We start from the raw sequence: 16792 nt of genomic DNA on the forward strand, positions 1-16792 counted from the left end.
CAGGGCAGGCACTACCGACACGGTCATTTCTTGACGGGGGTGATCTCGAGAATGGTGCCGTTGGTGGTCTTGAGCAGCACGAATTTATCGCCTACCCGCGTCCATTGGCTGTCTTCCTCAGGCTGCTTGAGGCCGCGCTTTTTCCAGTCGCTGATGGCCGATTCCTTGCGCATCAGCATGTCCGGCGCACGGTCACCCTCTTTCAGGTCACGGGTGTTGATGTTCGAAGGTTGCACGGTTTCCTGGGGGGTGTCACCGGCCTGCACGATAAAGCTGGCGGTGGACAAGCTTGTGGCGACCAGCAGGCTGGCAATCAAGGATCTGGCTTTCATGGGTGCTCCTTCAATGAATGATGCGTACCCAGGTTCGGACCGCTGCGATGCGTGATCATTCCATCGAGCCTCTCACTGCCCCAATGGGTTGGGGCCGCTTCGCGGCCCGGCGGGAACAAGCCCCCTCGCCACCGCAATGGCTAATCAACTGCCAAGGCTGTGCCTTGATGGAACACCATCTGCCACTGCCCTTCTTCTGCCCGCCATACCGAGCTGCGTAACGAAGTCCCGACTCCGCTCCGGTGACAGCGATAGGTGACCAACGCTACATGCTCGCTCAGCATTTTCACCACGAATTCGGTCATGCTCCGCGCAGAAAACACCTCGTCCTGCAGCCCGTCGATCACCTCGGACTTGCTGCCCCACACATGGCCGCTGGCGCCGAACTCAACAAAATCATCGGCCAGCAAACGTGCCAACTGCCTCGTATCCGAACGGGTCGCGCTTTGCTGCAGTGCCTGTTCCAGCCCGAACAAGTGCGCATGTAAATCCATGCTCATTGCCCCCATGAAATAAATCCTGTAATTTTTCATGAAATTAATCGAAATAAATTTCATGACTCCACAAGAAGAACTCGCCACCCTCGCCGCACTCATCCACGACCTGCGCAAGCACAAGAAGCTCACCCTCGCGCAGTTGGCACAAAAAATCGAGCGTTCGGTGGGCTTCCTGTCCCAGGTCGAGCGCGGTTTGTCCCGCCCAACCGTGGCGGATTTGACCGCCATCAGCCACGCCCTCGACGTGCCCACCACCTATTTCTATAGCCAGCCCAAGCCCAAGGCCGTGGACTGGATCACCCGCCCCAACGAGCGGCGCACGGTGTATTACGCCAATGGCATCACCGACATTCTCGTCTCACCGAGCATGAACGGCGCCTTTTCGATGCTCGACAGCCTGTTGGCCCCCGGTGCCAACAGTGGCGAACAAACCATGAGTGATCGCGCCGAGCAGGCCGGTTTTGTGCTGGAGGGCGAGTTGACCCTGTGGGTCGAGGGTGAGGCCGACTCGGTCACCCTCGGCCCCGGCGACAGCTTTCATCTGGCCAGCTTCGCCCATTGCCGCTACGCCAACCTGACCGACCTGCCCGCCCGCGTGCTGTGGGTTTACAACTAGGAGCAACACCCGTGAAAAGCCATGCCTCCACGTTACTGGCCGAAGTACGGACCTTTCGCCAGAACCATCCCGACGTGCGTTACGTCGACCTGATCGCCCTGGACATTCCCGGGCACTTCTACGGCAAGCGCTACCCCATCGAGATGCTGGAAAAAGTCGCCGCCGGCAGCCCCTTGAAGCTGCCGCAGAATGCCGTGCTGCTGGGGGCTCAGGGCGGGTTATTCAAGATTGGCGACTACTGCTTCAACGACGGCGACCCGGACGCCAACCGGCGCCTGGTACCGGGCACGCTCAAGCCGGTGAATTGGGAATCGCAGCCTTTGGGCCAGATGCTGATCACTTCGGACGGCACCGAAGCACCCATCGAGTTCGAACCCCGCGAAGTCCTGGCCAAAGTGCTGGAGCGCCTGCAGCACAAGGGCATTCACCCGGTGGTGGCGTTTGAGCTGGAGTTCTACCTGTTCGACAAAAAACTCGACAACGGCCTGCCGCAATTCGCCCGCGACCCGTTGAGCGATGACGCCGATGACCAGCCCAACCTGCATATCGAACGGCTGTCGCGCTTCGGCGAAGTGCTCGACGACATGGCGCAAACCGCCAAGGATCAAGGCATCGATATCACGGTGATCACCGCCGAAATCGGCCCAGGCCAGTTCGAGATCAACTTCGGCCACCTCGACGACGGCATGCGCGCCGCCGACTGGGCCGCCCTGTTCTGCCGCAGCACCCGTGGCGTGGCGCTCAAGCACGGTTACCGCGCCAGCTTCATGGCCAAGCCTTACCTGCAATTCCCTGGCAGCGGCATGCATGTGCATGTGAGCCTGTATGACGGCGCGGGCAATAACCTGCTGGCGGCGCACCAGCAGCACCCACTGCGGCACGCTGTGGCCGGCTGCCTGGAATTGTTGCCCCATTGCATGCCGATCTTCTCGCCCAACCACAACGCCTTCCGCCGCCTGGGCGGTACGGTGAATGCCGCCACCCGCGCCAGCTGGGGCTTCGAAGACCGCGACGCGTGCGTGCGCATTCCCGAGTCCGACCCGCGCAACCTGCGCATCGAGCATCGCCTGGCCAGTGCCGATGCCAACCCCTACCTGGTGCTGGCCGCGATCCTGGTCGGCCTGGAGCATGGCCTTGAAGCCAAGCGCGAACCCATCGCCCCGCTGAACGAGGACCGCAGCAGCGGCACCGACTTCCCCCTGGAAATGCTCGACGCCGTACGTGCCATGCAGCATCACGCGGTATTGCGCGATAAGCTGGGGGCTGAATTTGTCGACGTGTATTGCGAGAACAAGCGCCAGGATCACCTGGCCTTTCAACAAGAGATCAATGCGCGGGAATACCGCTGGTTTCTTTAACTGCCCAGGAATCATCGATGACCGAACAAGCTGCCCCGGCGCTGAAGGAAATCTTCAATGTCGAACGCCTGCACCATATCGCCACCGAGATGACGGCGGTGTACCCGGCGTTCGACGCCAAGGGCTTCCTCAAGCACGCCAAGGCCGGGTTGGCCGAGTTGTCGGTGATGCAGCGCATGGCGCGGGTCAGCGAGAGCCTGCATGCGGTGATCCCGCTGGATTACCCGCAAACCCTAAAGGTGCTTTACGCGTTGGCCCCACGCTTGAACAGCGCGTTCGTCAGCCTGTTCCTGCCGCATTTCGTGGCAAGTTACGGGTTGCACGACTTCAAACGCTCCATGGCTGCTCTTAAATACTTCACCACCTTTGGTTCCGCCGAATTCGCCATCCGCCACTTTCTGCTGCACGACTTCCCGCGCACGCTGGCGGTGATGCAAGCCTGGTCGCTGGATGACAACGAACACGTGCGTCGCCTCGCCAGCGAAGGTTCACGGCCGCGCTTGCCTTGGTCATTCCGCCTGGCCGACGTGCAGGCCAACCCCGAGCTGTGTGCGTCGATCCTCGACAACCTCAAGGCCGATAACAGCCTGTACGTGCGCAAGTCCGTGGCCAACCACCTCAACGACATCACCAAGGACCACCCGGACTGGGTGCTCAGCCTGATCGAAGGCTGGAACCTGGAGAACCCGCACACGGCGTGGATCGCCCGCCACGCCCTGCGCAGCCTGATCAAGCAAGGCAATACACGCGCGCTGACGATCATGGGTGCGGGCGCCAAGGCCGAGGTGAAGATCCACCACCTACAGGTCACGCCGGCGGTGATCAACCTGGGCGACCGCATCAACCTGTCGTTCAGCCTGGAGTCCACCGCCACTACCCCACAGAAACTGGTGGTGGACTACGCCATCGACTACGTGAAAAGCGCCGGCCACAGTGCCGCAAAGGTGTTCAAACTCAAGGCGTTTACCCTCGGCGCTGGCGAACTTCACAGCATCCGACGTGAGCAACATATCCGCGAGTTGACCACGCGTAAGCATTACCCCGGCAAGCATGTCGTCCATGTGTTGATCAACGGCGAGAGGCTTGCCAGCGCCGACTTCGAACTGCGAAACGACTGACACAAATCAAAGAAAAGGCTCTAGGACGGGCCTTTCAGCCACATAAATTGTCGAACAATCCTGGTCTTATCAGTTGCGATCCATTATCATCCAGCGCTTTCTCGCTACCCACCGGGTAGCTGTTTCGATGTGTCACCCGAGGCGCCCATGTACCGTTTTTCGTTTCACCGCCCCCTGATTGCCATCAGCCTGGGGCTTGTTGCTCCTGGCGTATTTGCCGCGCTGCAACCCCTGGCCGAAGCACCACTGGCCAGCGACACCGAGCTGCACTGCCACTTCAACCGCGACGCCAGTACCGACTGCACCACCACCTACCGCTATACGATCCTCAAACCGAGCGGCCGCGAAATGCTCTCGCGCATCGACTTCGATTATTCCGAAGGCGACACCTTTGAAGTGATCAGCGCGCAGTCCACCCAGCCCGGCGCCAAGCCAGTGGCGCTGGATGCGGCGCAGATCGACACCCGCACCGCGCCCAATCCGGACCAGGGCTTCAGCCGCGACAAACAGACCTCGCTGGCCTTCCCCAACCTGCGCGTCGGCACGCAGATTCGCTACACCGTACGCGAGCACCACGCCGCCAAACCCTTGATGACCCAGTTTCACTACGTGCTTAAATTCGGCGCCAGCCCGGCGCGGCGCGACCGGTTCAAGGCGCGCTTTACTGCCGAGCGCCCCATCCAGTGGCGCAGCGAACTGTTCGAGGGTTTTAGCGTAACGCCGTCGCAGAATGGCAAGACCCTGGACGTGGTGCAAAAGGCCCCGACCTACCTCAACTACATCAACGAAGCCTCCAACGCCGCGTTGCTGCGCATCCCGCGTATCGAGGTAGGCAGTGCTCTGGAGCGCCAGGCGTACTTCGGGGCGTTCGCGCAGCGCTACAACCAGATCCTCGGTGCCAACCTGCCCCCACAAGGTGCTGCTGCCGTGGTTGCCGTGCGCGGTTTGGCGCCGGCCGAACAGGTCGCAGCATTGATGCAGCACATCAACGATCACTATCGCTACCTGGGTGATTGGCGGGCGACAGAGCGCGGCTACGTGCCCTTCAACCTCGCTGAAATCGAACAACACGGTTATGGCGACTGCAAGGACCTGGCAATCCTGCTGACCGCCTTGCTCAAGGCCAGTGGCATCAAGGCCGAGACCGCCTGGGTCAGCCGGGGCGATGTGGTCGAGTCGCTACTGATCCCCGGCACCCAGGCGCCGAACCACGCCATCGTGCGCGCCGAAGTGGACGGCCAGGTGTGGTGGCTCGACCCGACCAACCCGGTGTTCGCCCCCGGCCAGGTCATGCCCGATATCCAGGACCGCTGGGTGCTGGTCAACGACGCCCAGGGTCAGGTGCGCGAGGAACATATCCCGCTGGAACGCCCCGAAACCACCCTGCGCCTGGACAAACAGGTGCACTACGACGAACAAGGCAACGGCGCGACCCAGGCCACGATCACCTTCAGTCGCCTGCCGCTGATGCAACTGAGCGTCGCCGACCGCCAGCAAGGCAGCACCGCCACCGACCAGGACATCTGCGCCAACTTCGGCAACGAGATCAGCGACTGCCAGATCACTCGCCCGGCCACCGGCTTTGTGGTGCATGACGGCTATACCGTCACGGCCAAAATGAATAATCAGCGTGCGCTGGAAAAGCTGGCGAATGACTACGTATATAGCGATGAATCGCTCAAGGGTCGTTGGGATGGTTTTATCAACTACCGCCGCCAAGGGCAGCAGGCCGAGCTTGATCTGGGCAACCTGCAAACCCATGACTACAGCATCACCCTGAGCGGCGGGCGGATGGAAAAAACCATCCCGGGTTGCCAGGTGCGTTCGCCGTGGTATGACTTGGACCTGCAGGGTTCGCAGGAGAATGGCGGGCTGCGTTATCACTATCGCCTGAGCCAGAAGGTGCGTTGGTTGAGCCGTGATGAGATTGTCAGTAAGGCGTTCGGGAAAATGATTGAGGATGCACGGGCTTGCGCGGAGCAGGTGCATCAGGTGGTGAAACTCTAACCCCTCTGTTGGGCAGGCCTGGCATCAGGCCTGCCCAACAACAACCCCTGCTCCCGCGCACACAACTCCACCACGTAATCCCACAACACTCGCAGCCGCACCGATTTGTGCAACTCCCTGCGCGAGCTGATCCAGTAACTGCGCTGGATCCCCTCCCCCGGCAGCAACGGCACCAGTTCCGGGTCACCGGCCGCCATGAAGCACGGCAACACCGCGATCCCCAACCCGGAGCGCGCGGCTTGGTGCTGGGCAATCACGCTAGTGCTGTGGAACACCACCTTGGGGTTGCGGCAGAAGCTGCTGAGGAATTTGAGTTCCTGGCTGAACAGCAAGTCGTCCACGTAATCGATCCACGCGTGCGCGGCGAGGTCTTCGCGCTTTTCGATCGGTGGGTTGCGGTCCAGATAGGCACGGCTGGCGTAGAGGGCCAGGCGGTAGTCGGTGAGTTTGCGGGTGACCAGTTGATCGACGCTGGGGCGTTCGAGGTGGATGCTGATCTCCGCTTCGCGGTTGAGAATGCTGACAAAGCGTGGCACCGCCACCAATTCCACTTCCAACCCGGGGTAGCGATCAAATAGCCCACCCATGCGACTGGCCAGGAACATCACGCCCAAGCCTTCGGCCACGCCGAGGCGGATCTTGCCCAAGGGCGCGGCGGAGTGGGTCAGTTCGTCTTCGGCCAACAGCGCGACGTTTTCCATGGCTTCGGCGTGCTTGAGCAGCGCTTCGCCGGCCGGCGTCAGTTCGTAGCCCTGGGCATGCTGCACGAACAGCGCGGTGCCGAGGCTTTTCTCGATCGCCTCGATATGCCTGGCCACGGTGGCATGCGTGGTTTTCAGACGTTGCGCGGCGGTGAGCAAGCGGCCGCTGCGCTGCAGCTCCAGAAAATACCGCAGGTCGTTCCAGTCGAACATGACGCCTCCCTAACTTGGACATAAATACTGTCTAAAGCTGTACCCGGTACCTGTGGTGAGCGAGCTTGCTCGCGCTGGGCTGCGCAGCAGCCCCAAAACCGGAAGCCTCGTTGCATCTGAAAAACCGCGTTTGCATGCAGGAGGGGCCGCTTCGCGCCCCAGCGCGAGCAAGCTCGCTCACTACATTGAGCAAAGCCCCAAGGATCATGCTGTTTAAAAACGCACAGCAGCTGGGTAAAAACTAACATTTTTAAGACGAAAACTAACAACTAGGATGGAGCCAATAAGAAAAACAAGCGAGGCCTCAGATGCCCATTGCAACTGCTGAATTCGATTACATTGTCGTAGGCGCCGGCCCCGCGGGCTGCCTGCTGGCCAATCGACTGTCCGCCAACCCAGCCCACCGCGTGCTGCTGCTTGAAGCCGGCGGCCGTGACAACTACCCCTGGATCCACATTCCCGTCGGCTACCTGTTCTGCATCGGCAACCCGCGCACCGACTGGTGTTTCAAGACCGAAGCCCAGGAAGGCCTGCAAGGCCGTGCGCTGAGTTACCCACGGGGCAAGGTGCTGGGCGGCTGCTCCTCCATCAACGGCATGATCTACATGCGCGGCCAGGCCCAGGATTACGACGGCTGGGCCGCAGAAGGCAACGCGGGTTGGGCCTGGAAAGACGTGCTGCCGCTGTTCAAGCAGAGCGAAAACCATTTTGCCGGCGGCTCGGAATTCCACAGCGATGGCGGTGAATGGCGTGTCGAACAGCAGCGCCTGCACTGGCCGATCCTCGATGCTTTCCGTGATGCCGCGGCGCAAAGTGGTATTGCCAACATCAATGACTTCAACCAGGGCGACAATGAAGGCTGCGGCTACTTCCAGGTCAACCAGAAGGCCGGCGTGCGCTGGAATGCGGCCAAGGCGTTCCTCAAGCCGGTCCGTCAACGCCCCAACCTGACAGTATTGACCGAAGTGGAGGTCGACCGCGTACTGCTGGAAAAGGGCCGCGCCTCCCAGGTAATCGGACGCCAGCAGGGCCAGCAACTGAGTTGGAAGGCACGCAAGGAGATCGTCCTGTGCGCCGGCTCCGTGGGGTCGCCAGGCATCTTGCAGCGTTCGGGAATCGGTCCGTCCAGTGTGCTCAAACCCTTGGGCATCGACGTACTGCATGAACTGCCGGGCGTTGGTGGCAACTTGCAGGACCACCTGCAACTGCGGCTGATCTACAAACTGGAAAACGCCCGCACCCTCAACCAGATCGCCGGCACGCTATGGGGCAAGATGGGCATGGGCCTGCGCTACCTGTATGACCGCAGCGGCCCATTGTCGATGGCGCCCAGCCAGCTCGGCGCATTTGCCCGCTCGGGTCCGGAACAGACCTCGGCCAACCTCGAATACCACGTGCAGCCGCTGTCACTTGAGCGTTTCGGCGAACCGCTGCACGCATTCCCGGCGTTTACCGCATCGGTCTGCGACTTGCGCCCGCAAAGTCGCGGACGCATCGACATTCGCTCGGCCAACCCGGCGGATGCACCGCTGATCCGCCCCAATTACCTCAGCCATCCGGAAGATTTGCGGGTGGCCGCTGATGCGATCCGCCTGACACGCCGTATCGTCGCCGCCCCGGCGCTGAGCCAGTTCAAGCCGGTGGAATACCTACCAGGCGATGCGCTGCAAACCGAAGACGAATTGCATGAAGCCGCCGCGCGTATCGGTACTACTATCTTTCATCCGGTTGGCACATGCCGCATGGGCAGCGATAAAGACGCGGTGGTGGATGCGCAACTGCGGGTGCATGGCGTGCCTGGCTTGCGCATTGCCGATGCGTCGGTCATGCCGCGCATCACGTCCGGCAACACCTGTTCACCTACGCTGATGATCGCGGAGAAGGCCGCGCAGCTGATCCTTTCGCCGAATACAAGGAGTCTCGCCCCGGAGAAAGAACTGGTTCATGCAATCTGAATAGCGGCGCCAGACCTGGCGCCGACAGTGGAACAACAATAAATAATCACTGTGAGGGCTACCCGATGTCAGAACATGCTCAACCCCTGGGTTCGGCGGTCAATACCGTCATCACCCGCAACGACTCAAAGAAGGTCATCTTCGCCTCGTCCCTGGGGACGGTGTTCGAGTGGTATGACTTTTTCCTCTACGGCGCCCTGGCGGCGGTGATCAGCAAGCAGTTCTTTGCCGGGGTCAACGACACCACGGCGTTCATCTTTGCCTTGATGGCCTTTGCGGCCGGCTTTGTAGTGCGGCCGTTCGGCGCGCTGGTGTTTGGCCGGCTGGGAGACATGATCGGGCGCAAATACACCTTCCTCGTCACTATCATCTTGATGGGCGTGGCGACTTTCTGTGTTGGGCTGTTGCCGACCTACGCCAGCATTGGCATTGCCGCGCCGATCATCCTGATCGTGCTGCGCATGCTGCAAGGCCTGGCGCTGGGCGGTGAATACGGCGGCGCAGCGACCTACGTGGCGGAACATGCGCCCGCCGGCAAACGCGGCTTCCACACCAGCTGGATTCAATCCACCGCGACCCTCGGCCTGCTGCTGTCACTGCTGGTGGTGCTGGCCTGCCGTTACTTCACCGGTGACCAGTTCGAAGTGTGGGGCTGGCGCATTCCGTTCCTGTTCTCCATCGTGCTGCTGGGTATTTCCACCTGGATTCGCATGAGCCTGCATGAGTCGCCGGCGTTCCTGAAAATGAAAGAGGAAGGCAAGTCCAGCAAGTCGCCGATCCGCGATTCGTTTGGTAAATGGGAAAACCTCAAGATCGTGCTGATCGCCCTGTTCAGTATCAACGGCGGCCAGGCGGTGACCTTCTATGCGGCGCAGTTCTATGTGCTGTTCTTCCTCACACAGTTCCTGAAAATGGACCCGGCCCTGGCGAACATGCTGTTGATCATCAGCGTGGTGATCGGCGCGCCGTTCTTTATCTTCTTTGGCTGGCTGTCGGACAAGGTGGGCCGCAAGCCGGTGCTGATGCTCGGCCTGCTGCTGGCGACCGCGCTGTACTTCCCGATCTTCAAGAGCCTGGCGCACTACACCAACCCGGCGATGGACCAAGCCAGTCACCAGGCCCCGATCACCGTATTGGCCGACCCGGCGACCTGCACCTTCCAGTTCGACCCGGTGGGCAAGGCGAAATTTGACAGCCCGTGCGACAAGGTCAAGACCTTCCTGGTCAAGCAAGGCCTGCCTTACAGCAGCGCCGCCGCACCTGCCGGCAGCCCGGTGCAAGTGAGTGTGGGCGACGTGCGTATCGACGGGTTCGACGAAAAAGCCCTGCGTGGCGCTGTGACCCTGGCCGGCTACCCGTCTTCGGCGGATGTGGCGCAGGTCAACAAGACCATGGTGGTGGTGCTGATCGTGGCGCTGATCCTGATTGCCGCCATGTGCTACGGCCCGCTGGCGGCGCTGATGGTCGAACTGTTCCCGACGCGCATCCGCTACACCTCGATGTCCCTGCCCTACCACATCGGTAACGGCTGGTTTGGCGGGTTCCTGCCGACCGTGTCGTTTGCCCTGGTGGTGTACACCGGCGATATCTTCTACGGCCTGTGGTACCCGGTGGTAGTGACCGGGGTAAGCCTGATCGTGGGGATGTTCTGCCTGAAAGAAACACGGCACGTGGATATCGATAACAACTGACCCGGTCTCCTGAACACTGGAGATCCCCTGTGGGAGCGGGCTTGCCCGCGAAGTCGGTGGATCAGTCACAGATGAGTTGACTGACCCACCACCTTCGCGAGCGAGCCCGCTCCCACAGTCATTTTGTGGCGCCACACAAATTGCTGTACATCCATACAGATAATGGTTGATCAAAGCCCTCCAACTGAGCATCCTGCAAGGCATCAACCCGATCTGATGTGATGACCATGCGGCTGTACCTCTGTGAAAAACCCTCCCAGGCCAAAGATATCGCGGCCGTGCTCGGCGCCAGCCGCCGTGGCGACGGGTGCTGGCTGGGCAACGGGGTCACGGTCACCTGGTGCATCGGCCACCTGCTCGAAACCGCCCCACCCGACGCCTACGACGCCAAGTACAAACGCTGGGTGCTGGCCGACCTGCCCATCGTCCCGGAAAAATGGAAGATGCGCGTCAAGCCCAAAACCGCCAGCCAGTTCAAGGCGGTCAAGCGACTGCTGGGGGAAGCCCAGGAACTGGTGATCGCCACCGACGCCGACCGCGAAGGCGAGATGATCGCCCGCGAGCTGGTGGAGCATTGCCGCTATCGCGGGCCGATCCAGCGTCTGTGGCTGTCGGCCCTCGACGATGCCTCCATTCGCAAGGCCCTGGCGGCCCTCAAGCCCGGCGCCGAGACCTTCAGCCTGTATCACTCGGCCCTGGGTCGCTCCCGCGCCGACTGGCTTATCGGCATGAACATGAGTCGTTTGTTTACCTTGTTGGGGCGCCAATCCGGTTACCAAGGCGTCTTGCCCGTGGGACGGGTGCAAACGCCGACCTTGCGCCTGGTGGTGGACCGCGACCGCAGCATTGCCGATTTTGTGCCGGTGGCGTACTGGGCGATCGATGTCGATCTGCGCCACGAACGCATGACGTTCACCGCCCAGTGGCGTGCGGCCGAGGATGCCTGTGATGACCAGGGCCGGTGCCTCAACCCGCAACTGGCACGAGACGCAGCCGATGCCATGGCCAATGCCGCCACCGCACGGCTGGTGAAACTGCGTACCGAGCGCATGCGCGAAGTCGCTCCCCTGCCCTTTGACCTGGGCACCCTGCAGGAAATCTGCTCGAAGAAACTGGGGCTCGGCGCGCAGGAAACCCTGGATATCGCCCAATCGCTGTATGAAACCCACAAAGCCATCACCTACCCGCGCAGCGATTGCGGCTACCTGCCACTGAGCCAGCACAGTGACGCGCCGACGATTCTTGCTGCGCTGGGGCGCGCTGATGCAGCCGTAAACGAGCTGATGCCACATATCGACCCGCAACGCCGCTCACGGGCGTGGAACGATGCCAAGGTCAGCGCCCACCACGGCATCATCCCTACCGGCGCCGGCAAGGATGTCGGGCAACTCACCGGTAAGCATCGTGCGGTCTACACCCTGATTCGTGCGCGCTACCTGGCGCAATTCCTGCCCAACCATGAATACGATCGCACCCAGGCAGATTTTGAGTGTGCAGGCCAAGCGTTACGCGCGGTGGGCAAGGTAGTGATCGAGCCAGGCTGGAAACGCGCCTTGCCCGAAGCCCTGGCACCGGCCAAGGGGCGTGAAGCCCCCGCCCCCCAGGCGCTGCCGACATTAGCGCAGGGCCAGGACTACGCGGTGGCCAAGGTCAACCTCAAGGACCTGTGGACCCAACCGCCCAAGCCCTTTACCGAAGGCGACCTGATCAAGGCCATGAAGAACGTCGCCAAGCTGGTGGAAGACCCGCTGCTCAAGCAAAAGCTCAAGGACACCACCGGCATCGGCACCGAAGCCACTCGCGCCGGCATTATCCAGGGCCTGCTGGACCGTGGTTACCTGGTAAAGAACGGCAAGGCACTGTCGGCCACACCCGCGGCATTCAGCCTGATCGACGCGGTGCCCCGTGCCATCGCCGACCCCGGTACCACCGCAATCTGGGAGCAGGCCCTGGACATGGTGCAAAGTGGCGAAATGAGCCTGGAAGAATTCGTCGCCAAACAGGCGGCCTGGATGAGCAAGCAAGTGGCGCGCTGCAATGGCATGCGCATGACCATCACCGGCCCGGCCAGCCCGGCAGGTCGAGGTGCCACGCCGTGGAAAAACAAACGTAAAAGCGCGCCACGCAAAACGGCAGCCAGCCCCAAGCGCGCTAAAAAGCCGACAAATGCTGGGTAAGCGGCGAAAAAATCCGGCGAATGACGTTTTTCGACGGGTTTAACGCCGCTTTGGACCTTGCCCCAGCGTGGGCCGTCTAGGATTCTGTAAGGGGACCCTGACTCACCAACAACAATACCGGAGTGGCCGCCATGAAAACCGTTGCACAAGTGCTCAAAGCCAAGGACCAGAAAAACCAGGACGTCCATACCATCAAGCACGACCATACCGTGTTTGAAGCACTGGTCCGGATGTCGGAGAAAAACGTCGGGGCCTTGCCGGTCGTCCAGGATGGCGTGGTGGTGGGCATCATCAGCGAACGAGATTACGCACGCAAAATCATGCTCAAGGGGCTGTCATCGGTCACCACCAAGGTCCATGAGGTAATGAGCTCTCCAGTCATCACCGTCGACACCCATAAAAAAGTCGATGAGTGCATGAACATCATGACCGACAGTCACCTGCGCCACCTGCCCGTGGTCGAAGACGGCAAACTGCTGGGCCTGCTGTCCATCGGCGACCTGGTGAAAGAAGCCATTGCCGACCAGGCAGACCTGATCAAACAACTGGAGCAGTACATCCGCGGCGAATAGGGGAACCCATGCTCGATACGCTGGAACATCAAGAAGACCACCTCGACACCCTGCAACGGGCCATGGCCGGACGGCGCTTCGTGGTGCTGACCGGTGCGGGGATCAGCACATCCTCGGGCATTCCCGATTACCGCGACAGTGAAGGCGTGCGTCGTGGCAAGGCGCCAATGATGTACCAGGAATTCCTCGCCACCCCGCAGGCACGGCGCCGTTACTGGGCCCGGGCAATGCTGGGGTGGCCGAGGGTACGCATCGCGCAACCGAACCCGGCGCACCTGGCGCTGGCGACGTTGCAACAACGTGGGCGTATCAGCGGGCTGATCACGCAAAACGTCGACACCCTGCATGACCAGGCCGGCAGCCATGATGTGATCGAACTGCACGGCAGCCTGCATCGGGTGCTGTGCCTGGACTGCCAACTGCGCAGCGAGCGCGGTGTGATCCAGCGGCAGATGGAAATCGACAACCCCTACCTGGCGCAGGTGCATGCGGTGCAGGCACCGGATGGCGATACCTTGCTCGATCCTGCGTTTGAAGAACATTTTCAGGTTCCCCGCTGCCCCCATTGCAATGGCGAGCGCTTGAAGCCCGACGTAGTGTTTTTTGGCGAGAACGTAGCGCCGGCGACAGCCGCCAGGGCAATGAACGCGGTTGAGCATGCAGAGGGGTTGCTGGTGGTGGGCTCATCGCTGATGGCTTATTCGGCGTTTCGCCTGTGCAAAGCCATGGTCGAACGGGGCAAGCCCGTGATTGCCATCAACCTGGGCAAGACCCGCGGGGATGAGCTGTTGCAAGTGAAGATCGAGGCGTCGTGCGAGCGACTGTTGCCGCTGTTGACCGATCGTTTGCAATAACCCATTCACCACGGATCAAAAACCGTTATCGCCGGCAAGCCTACTCCTACAGTGTTTTGTGTTGAATTCATCCTCTCGGTTCTACGACTCACCCCTCCAGAAAATGACGCCCAAGTCACGTTTTCCCGCATTCTCCCGTCCCCACGGCAATTTATGTAGTGAGCAAAAATAATCACTACATAACCGTTGACGTAACGTTTTTGTCCTTGCATTATCGAGACGTCTCCCGGATCGGGAGCGTTGGCAACACGTGTTTTGAACAAGCTCGTCTGACCGCCGAGCTGTTTTTTCCGGATGTGCACTGCCCACAAGGCGGATTGATGAAGCTGACCGGCCCGAAGGGCTCGGTACAAGGCGCTCAAATGCGGCTTGTCTTCGTTATGAAAGCATTGCGTAGCAGTTCATCAGCAAGACTACATGCATCAGGTTCAAGACCCTGCCCGTACTCGGCAGACAGTCGCTGACGCCCGGTTTTCGCAACCGGAGACAACTAAAGATGTTTTAACGAACCAACTGATAGATCGCCAACTGGTCAAGGGGCTTACACATGAATCTGAACAACCAACCAACTATCGATGAATTGGCTGAGATGTTCGCAGCGCAGAAAGACACACTCGACGACCATATCCTGTGGATTGGCAAATCGGGCGAAGTCCAAATTGACTGCCTGGCGCCCCACACCGAAGAAGCCGAGTTCGACCGCAATAACCGCGAACTGGCGGCGCGCCTGAAGATGTACCGCCGCGGCCAGGGTTATGTCGGCAAGAAAGCGGCGGCCGATCGCAACTTTATCGAGCAAGTCTTCCACACACTTAATACCGAATGGCAGAACCTCAAGGGCCAATCGCACGTTAAGGTGATTGATAGATACTGCTGATAACACAGCATTAAATATTTAAGCCCGCTTGTTCATTCAAGCGGGCTTTTTAATGCCTGAGTTATAACAATGCCGGAAACCGCCCTTTTGCCGCTTCATCCCGGAAAATATCAAACAATACTTGCGCCGCTGCCGAGAGTTCATGCCCTGGCTTGGTCAGCACACCAATCGGCCGTTCGATCACCGGATCGCTCAAGGTAATGCAATGGGCGCCCGCCTCCTCCATTTGGCGTGCGCACAACGCCGGCACCGCGCTGACGCCCAAACCACTCGCGACCATCTTGCCCACTGTCGCCAGCTGATGGCTTTCCAGGGCGACCGGTAACTTCATCTGTAAAGCGCCCAAGTGTTCTTCCAGCATCACCCGTACTGTCGACGGTCGTTGCAACGTGATAAATGGCTGCTCCAGCAAGGTTATCCAATCGATTTCGGCGCAGGCAGCCAAGGGCGAATCACCCGGCACCACGGCGATGAAGCGATCGAGGTACAACGGCGTAAACGCCAGTGATGAACCTTCAGCAGGCTCAAACGCTACGCCCAGTTCCACCTGCCGGTCGCGCACCATCTCCAGCACTTGCTCGTTGATCAAGTCATGCACCGTGACATTCACCTGCGGGTACCGGGCGCGGAATATCTTCAGGATCGGTGGCAACAGGTTGCCCGCAAACGAGGGCATCGCCGCCACCGTGACCCGCCCACGCTGCAGGGTGAAGCGCTGGCGCAGTTCGTCCTCGGCGTTGTCCCAATCGGCAATCAACCGGCGCGCCAGGGGCAGCAGGGATTCACCTTCAGGGGTCAGCGCGACATTGCGCGTATTGCGGCTGAACAGGCGCCCGCCCAGGCCTTCTTCCAGGCCCTTGATGGTCAGGCTCAGCGCCGACTGGGAAAGGTGCAGGCGCTCACAGGCGGCGGCAAAACTCAGGCTTTGGGCCACGGCGAGAAACGCCCGCATCTGTTTAACTGTCATGGCGCGTCTCCAAACGGCTGGGCAACTATGCTGTTTTTTAAATCAATCAACCTTAAAAAAGAACTTAACAAATCAATCCGTCGGAGCAACACTCGGTTCATTGGCTGGCCCACAAACAATAAAAGAGGTGCATATGGCAGGTTTCGATAAACGCGTGGCGTCCTATGAAGAAGCGCTGGCAGGCCTGGAAGATGGCATGACCGTGCTTTCCGGTGGCTTTGGCCTGTGCGGTATTCCGGAAAACCTCATCGCCGAGATCAAGCGCAAAGGCACCCGCGACCTGACCGTGGTGTCCAACAACTGCGGCGTCGACGGCTTTGGCCTGGGCGTGCTGCTCGAAGAGAAGCAGATCAGCAAGGTGATCGCGTCCTACGTCGGCGAAAACGCGCTGTTCGAGAAGCAGTTGCTCAGCGGCGAAATCGAAGTGGTGCTGACCCCCCAAGGCACCCTGGCCGAAAAAATGCGCGCAGGCGGCGCCGGCATCCCGGCTTTCTTTACCGCCACCGGCGTCGGCACCCCAGTCGCCGAAGGCAAGGAGACCCGCGAATTCAACGGTCGCCCGTACCTGATGGAAGAATCCATTACCGGCGACTTCGCCATTGTCAAAGGCTGGAAAGCCGACCACTTCGGCAACGTCATCTACCGCCACACCGCCCAGAACTTCAACCCGCTGGCCGCCACCGCCGGCAAGATCACCGTGGTCGAAGTCGAGGAAATCGTCGAACCGGGCGAGCTGGACCCGGCGCAGATCCACACCCCAGGCATCTACGTCGACCGGATCATCTGCGGCACGTTCGAGAAGCGCATCGAACAGCGCACCGTGCGCAAATAATCCGCCCCCAGCCCGAACAATAAGG

Annotated in this window: 15 protein-coding genes; 11 read left to right on the forward strand and 4 right to left on the reverse strand. The window is 60.6% G+C overall.

Annotated elements, in window-relative coordinates; translation table 11 throughout:
- Positions 1-23 precede the first annotated feature (23 nt).
- Together CWC48_RS29665 and CWC48_RS29670 are read right to left on the reverse strand one after the other, a co-directional pair.
- On the reverse strand, positions 24-332 hold the full coding sequence (locus CWC48_RS29665) for an RcnB family protein (RefSeq protein WP_100491082.1): 309 nt from the start codon (positions 330-332) through the stop codon (positions 24-26).
- Positions 333-472: 140 nt separating this feature from the next.
- Positions 473-889 (reverse strand): DUF4440 domain-containing protein, encoded by a 417-nt coding sequence (locus CWC48_RS29670; RefSeq protein ID WP_256581771.1) that lies wholly within the window; start codon positions 887-889, stop codon positions 473-475.
- On the opposite strand from CWC48_RS29670, the gene CWC48_RS29675 reads away from it, so the two are divergent.
- From CWC48_RS29675 to CWC48_RS29690, 4 genes are all read left to right on the forward strand, one after another.
- Positions 888-1445 carry a helix-turn-helix domain-containing protein gene (locus CWC48_RS29675; RefSeq protein WP_010211306.1) on the forward strand — a complete coding sequence of 186 codons (558 nt, stop codon included), beginning with the start codon at positions 888-890 and terminating at the stop codon, positions 1443-1445. The two genes, CWC48_RS29670 and CWC48_RS29675, sit on opposite strands and share 2 nt — an antisense overlap.
- An 11-nt stretch (positions 1446-1456) precedes the next feature.
- Positions 1457-2803 (forward strand): glutamine synthetase family protein, encoded by a 1347-nt coding sequence (locus tag CWC48_RS29680; protein WP_100491083.1) that lies wholly within the window; start codon positions 1457-1459, stop codon positions 2801-2803.
- Between the two features lie 17 nt (positions 2804-2820).
- Complete coding sequence (locus tag CWC48_RS29685; RefSeq protein WP_100491084.1) at positions 2821-3921, forward strand: DNA alkylation repair protein; 1101 nt, start codon at positions 2821-2823, stop codon at positions 3919-3921.
- A gap of 147 nt (positions 3922-4068) precedes the next feature.
- Positions 4069-5928: a DUF3857 domain-containing transglutaminase family protein gene (locus CWC48_RS29690; protein WP_100491085.1), complete on the forward strand. Its 1860-nt coding sequence runs from the start codon at positions 4069-4071 to the stop codon at positions 5926-5928.
- Here CWC48_RS29690 and CWC48_RS29695 read toward each other — a convergent pair.
- Positions 5925-6842 carry a LysR family transcriptional regulator gene (locus CWC48_RS29695; RefSeq protein ID WP_100491086.1) on the reverse strand — a complete coding sequence of 306 codons (918 nt, stop codon included), beginning with the start codon at positions 6840-6842 and terminating at the stop codon, positions 5925-5927. The two genes, CWC48_RS29690 and CWC48_RS29695, sit on opposite strands and share 4 nt — an antisense overlap.
- Positions 6843-7150: 308 nt before the next feature.
- On the opposite strand from CWC48_RS29695, the gene CWC48_RS29700 reads away from it, so the two are divergent.
- From CWC48_RS29700 to CWC48_RS29725, 6 genes are all read left to right on the forward strand, one after another.
- Positions 7151-8797 carry a GMC family oxidoreductase gene (locus tag CWC48_RS29700; RefSeq protein WP_100491087.1) on the forward strand — a complete coding sequence of 549 codons (1647 nt, stop codon included), beginning with the start codon at positions 7151-7153 and terminating at the stop codon, positions 8795-8797.
- A gap of 65 nt (positions 8798-8862) precedes the next feature.
- Complete coding sequence (locus CWC48_RS29705) at positions 8863-10488, forward strand: MFS transporter (RefSeq protein ID WP_078047823.1); 1626 nt, start codon at positions 8863-8865, stop codon at positions 10486-10488.
- A gap of 227 nt (positions 10489-10715) precedes the next feature.
- Complete coding sequence (locus tag CWC48_RS29710) at positions 10716-12665, forward strand: DNA topoisomerase III (RefSeq protein ID WP_099492770.1); 1950 nt, start codon at positions 10716-10718, stop codon at positions 12663-12665.
- 131 nt (positions 12666-12796) lie between these two features.
- Positions 12797-13237, forward strand: coding sequence for a CBS domain-containing protein (locus CWC48_RS29715; protein ID WP_078047822.1), 441 nt, complete (start codon positions 12797-12799; stop codon positions 13235-13237).
- Between the two features lie 8 nt (positions 13238-13245).
- Positions 13246-14091, forward strand: coding sequence for an NAD-dependent protein deacetylase (locus tag CWC48_RS29720; protein ID WP_099492757.1), 846 nt, complete (start codon positions 13246-13248; stop codon positions 14089-14091).
- 547 nt (positions 14092-14638) lie between these two features.
- Complete coding sequence (locus tag CWC48_RS29725; RefSeq protein WP_016977362.1) at positions 14639-14968, forward strand: hypothetical protein; 330 nt, start codon at positions 14639-14641, stop codon at positions 14966-14968.
- 61 nt (positions 14969-15029) lie between these two features.
- Here the strand turns inward: CWC48_RS29725 and CWC48_RS29730 are convergent, their stop codons facing one another.
- Positions 15030-15935 (reverse strand): LysR family transcriptional regulator, encoded by a 906-nt coding sequence (locus CWC48_RS29730; RefSeq protein ID WP_078047820.1) that lies wholly within the window; start codon positions 15933-15935, stop codon positions 15030-15032.
- 133 nt (positions 15936-16068) lie between these two features.
- On the opposite strand from CWC48_RS29730, the gene CWC48_RS29735 reads away from it, so the two are divergent.
- Entirely contained in the window at positions 16069-16767 is a 699-nt protein-coding gene (locus CWC48_RS29735) for a CoA transferase subunit A (protein WP_010211319.1), read from the forward strand.
- Positions 16768-16792 lie beyond the last annotated feature (25 nt).

Origin of the sequence: Pseudomonas sp. S10E 269 (assembly GCF_002798465.1) — a bacterium.
Classification (GTDB): Bacteria; Pseudomonadota; Gammaproteobacteria; order Pseudomonadales; family Pseudomonadaceae; genus Aquipseudomonas; species Aquipseudomonas pergaminensis.

What these genes read in the sequence shown, in the direction of transcription:
- CWC48_RS29715 (WP_078047822.1), top strand. Translation starts at nt 12,797, where the DNA reads ATGAAAACCGTTGCACAAGTGCTCAAAGCCAAGGACCAGAAAAACCAG.
- CWC48_RS29725 (WP_016977362.1), top strand. Translation starts at nt 14,639, where the DNA reads ATGAATCTGAACAACCAACCAACTATCGATGAATTGGCTGAGATGTTC.
- CWC48_RS29730 (WP_078047820.1), bottom strand. Translation starts at nt 15,935, where the DNA reads ATGACAGTTAAACAGATGCGGGCGTTTCTCGCCGTGGCCCAAAGCCTG.
- CWC48_RS29705 (WP_078047823.1), top strand. Translation starts at nt 8,863, where the DNA reads ATGTCAGAACATGCTCAACCCCTGGGTTCGGCGGTCAATACCGTCATC.
- CWC48_RS29675 (WP_010211306.1), top strand. Translation starts at nt 888, where the DNA reads ATGACTCCACAAGAAGAACTCGCCACCCTCGCCGCACTCATCCACGAC.
- CWC48_RS29700 (WP_100491087.1), top strand. Translation starts at nt 7,151, where the DNA reads ATGCCCATTGCAACTGCTGAATTCGATTACATTGTCGTAGGCGCCGGC.
- CWC48_RS29695 (WP_100491086.1), bottom strand. Translation starts at nt 6,842, where the DNA reads ATGTTCGACTGGAACGACCTGCGGTATTTTCTGGAGCTGCAGCGCAGC.
- CWC48_RS29685 (WP_100491084.1), top strand. Translation starts at nt 2,821, where the DNA reads ATGACCGAACAAGCTGCCCCGGCGCTGAAGGAAATCTTCAATGTCGAA.
- CWC48_RS29670 (WP_256581771.1), bottom strand. Translation starts at nt 889, where the DNA reads ATGAAATTTATTTCGATTAATTTCATGAAAAATTACAGGATTTATTTC.
- CWC48_RS29720 (WP_099492757.1), top strand. Translation starts at nt 13,246, where the DNA reads ATGCTCGATACGCTGGAACATCAAGAAGACCACCTCGACACCCTGCAA.
- CWC48_RS29735 (WP_010211319.1), top strand. Translation starts at nt 16,069, where the DNA reads ATGGCAGGTTTCGATAAACGCGTGGCGTCCTATGAAGAAGCGCTGGCA.
- CWC48_RS29665 (WP_100491082.1), bottom strand. Translation starts at nt 332, where the DNA reads ATGAAAGCCAGATCCTTGATTGCCAGCCTGCTGGTCGCCACAAGCTTG.
- CWC48_RS29710 (WP_099492770.1), top strand. Translation starts at nt 10,716, where the DNA reads ATGCGGCTGTACCTCTGTGAAAAACCCTCCCAGGCCAAAGATATCGCG.
- CWC48_RS29690 (WP_100491085.1), top strand. Translation starts at nt 4,069, where the DNA reads ATGTACCGTTTTTCGTTTCACCGCCCCCTGATTGCCATCAGCCTGGGG.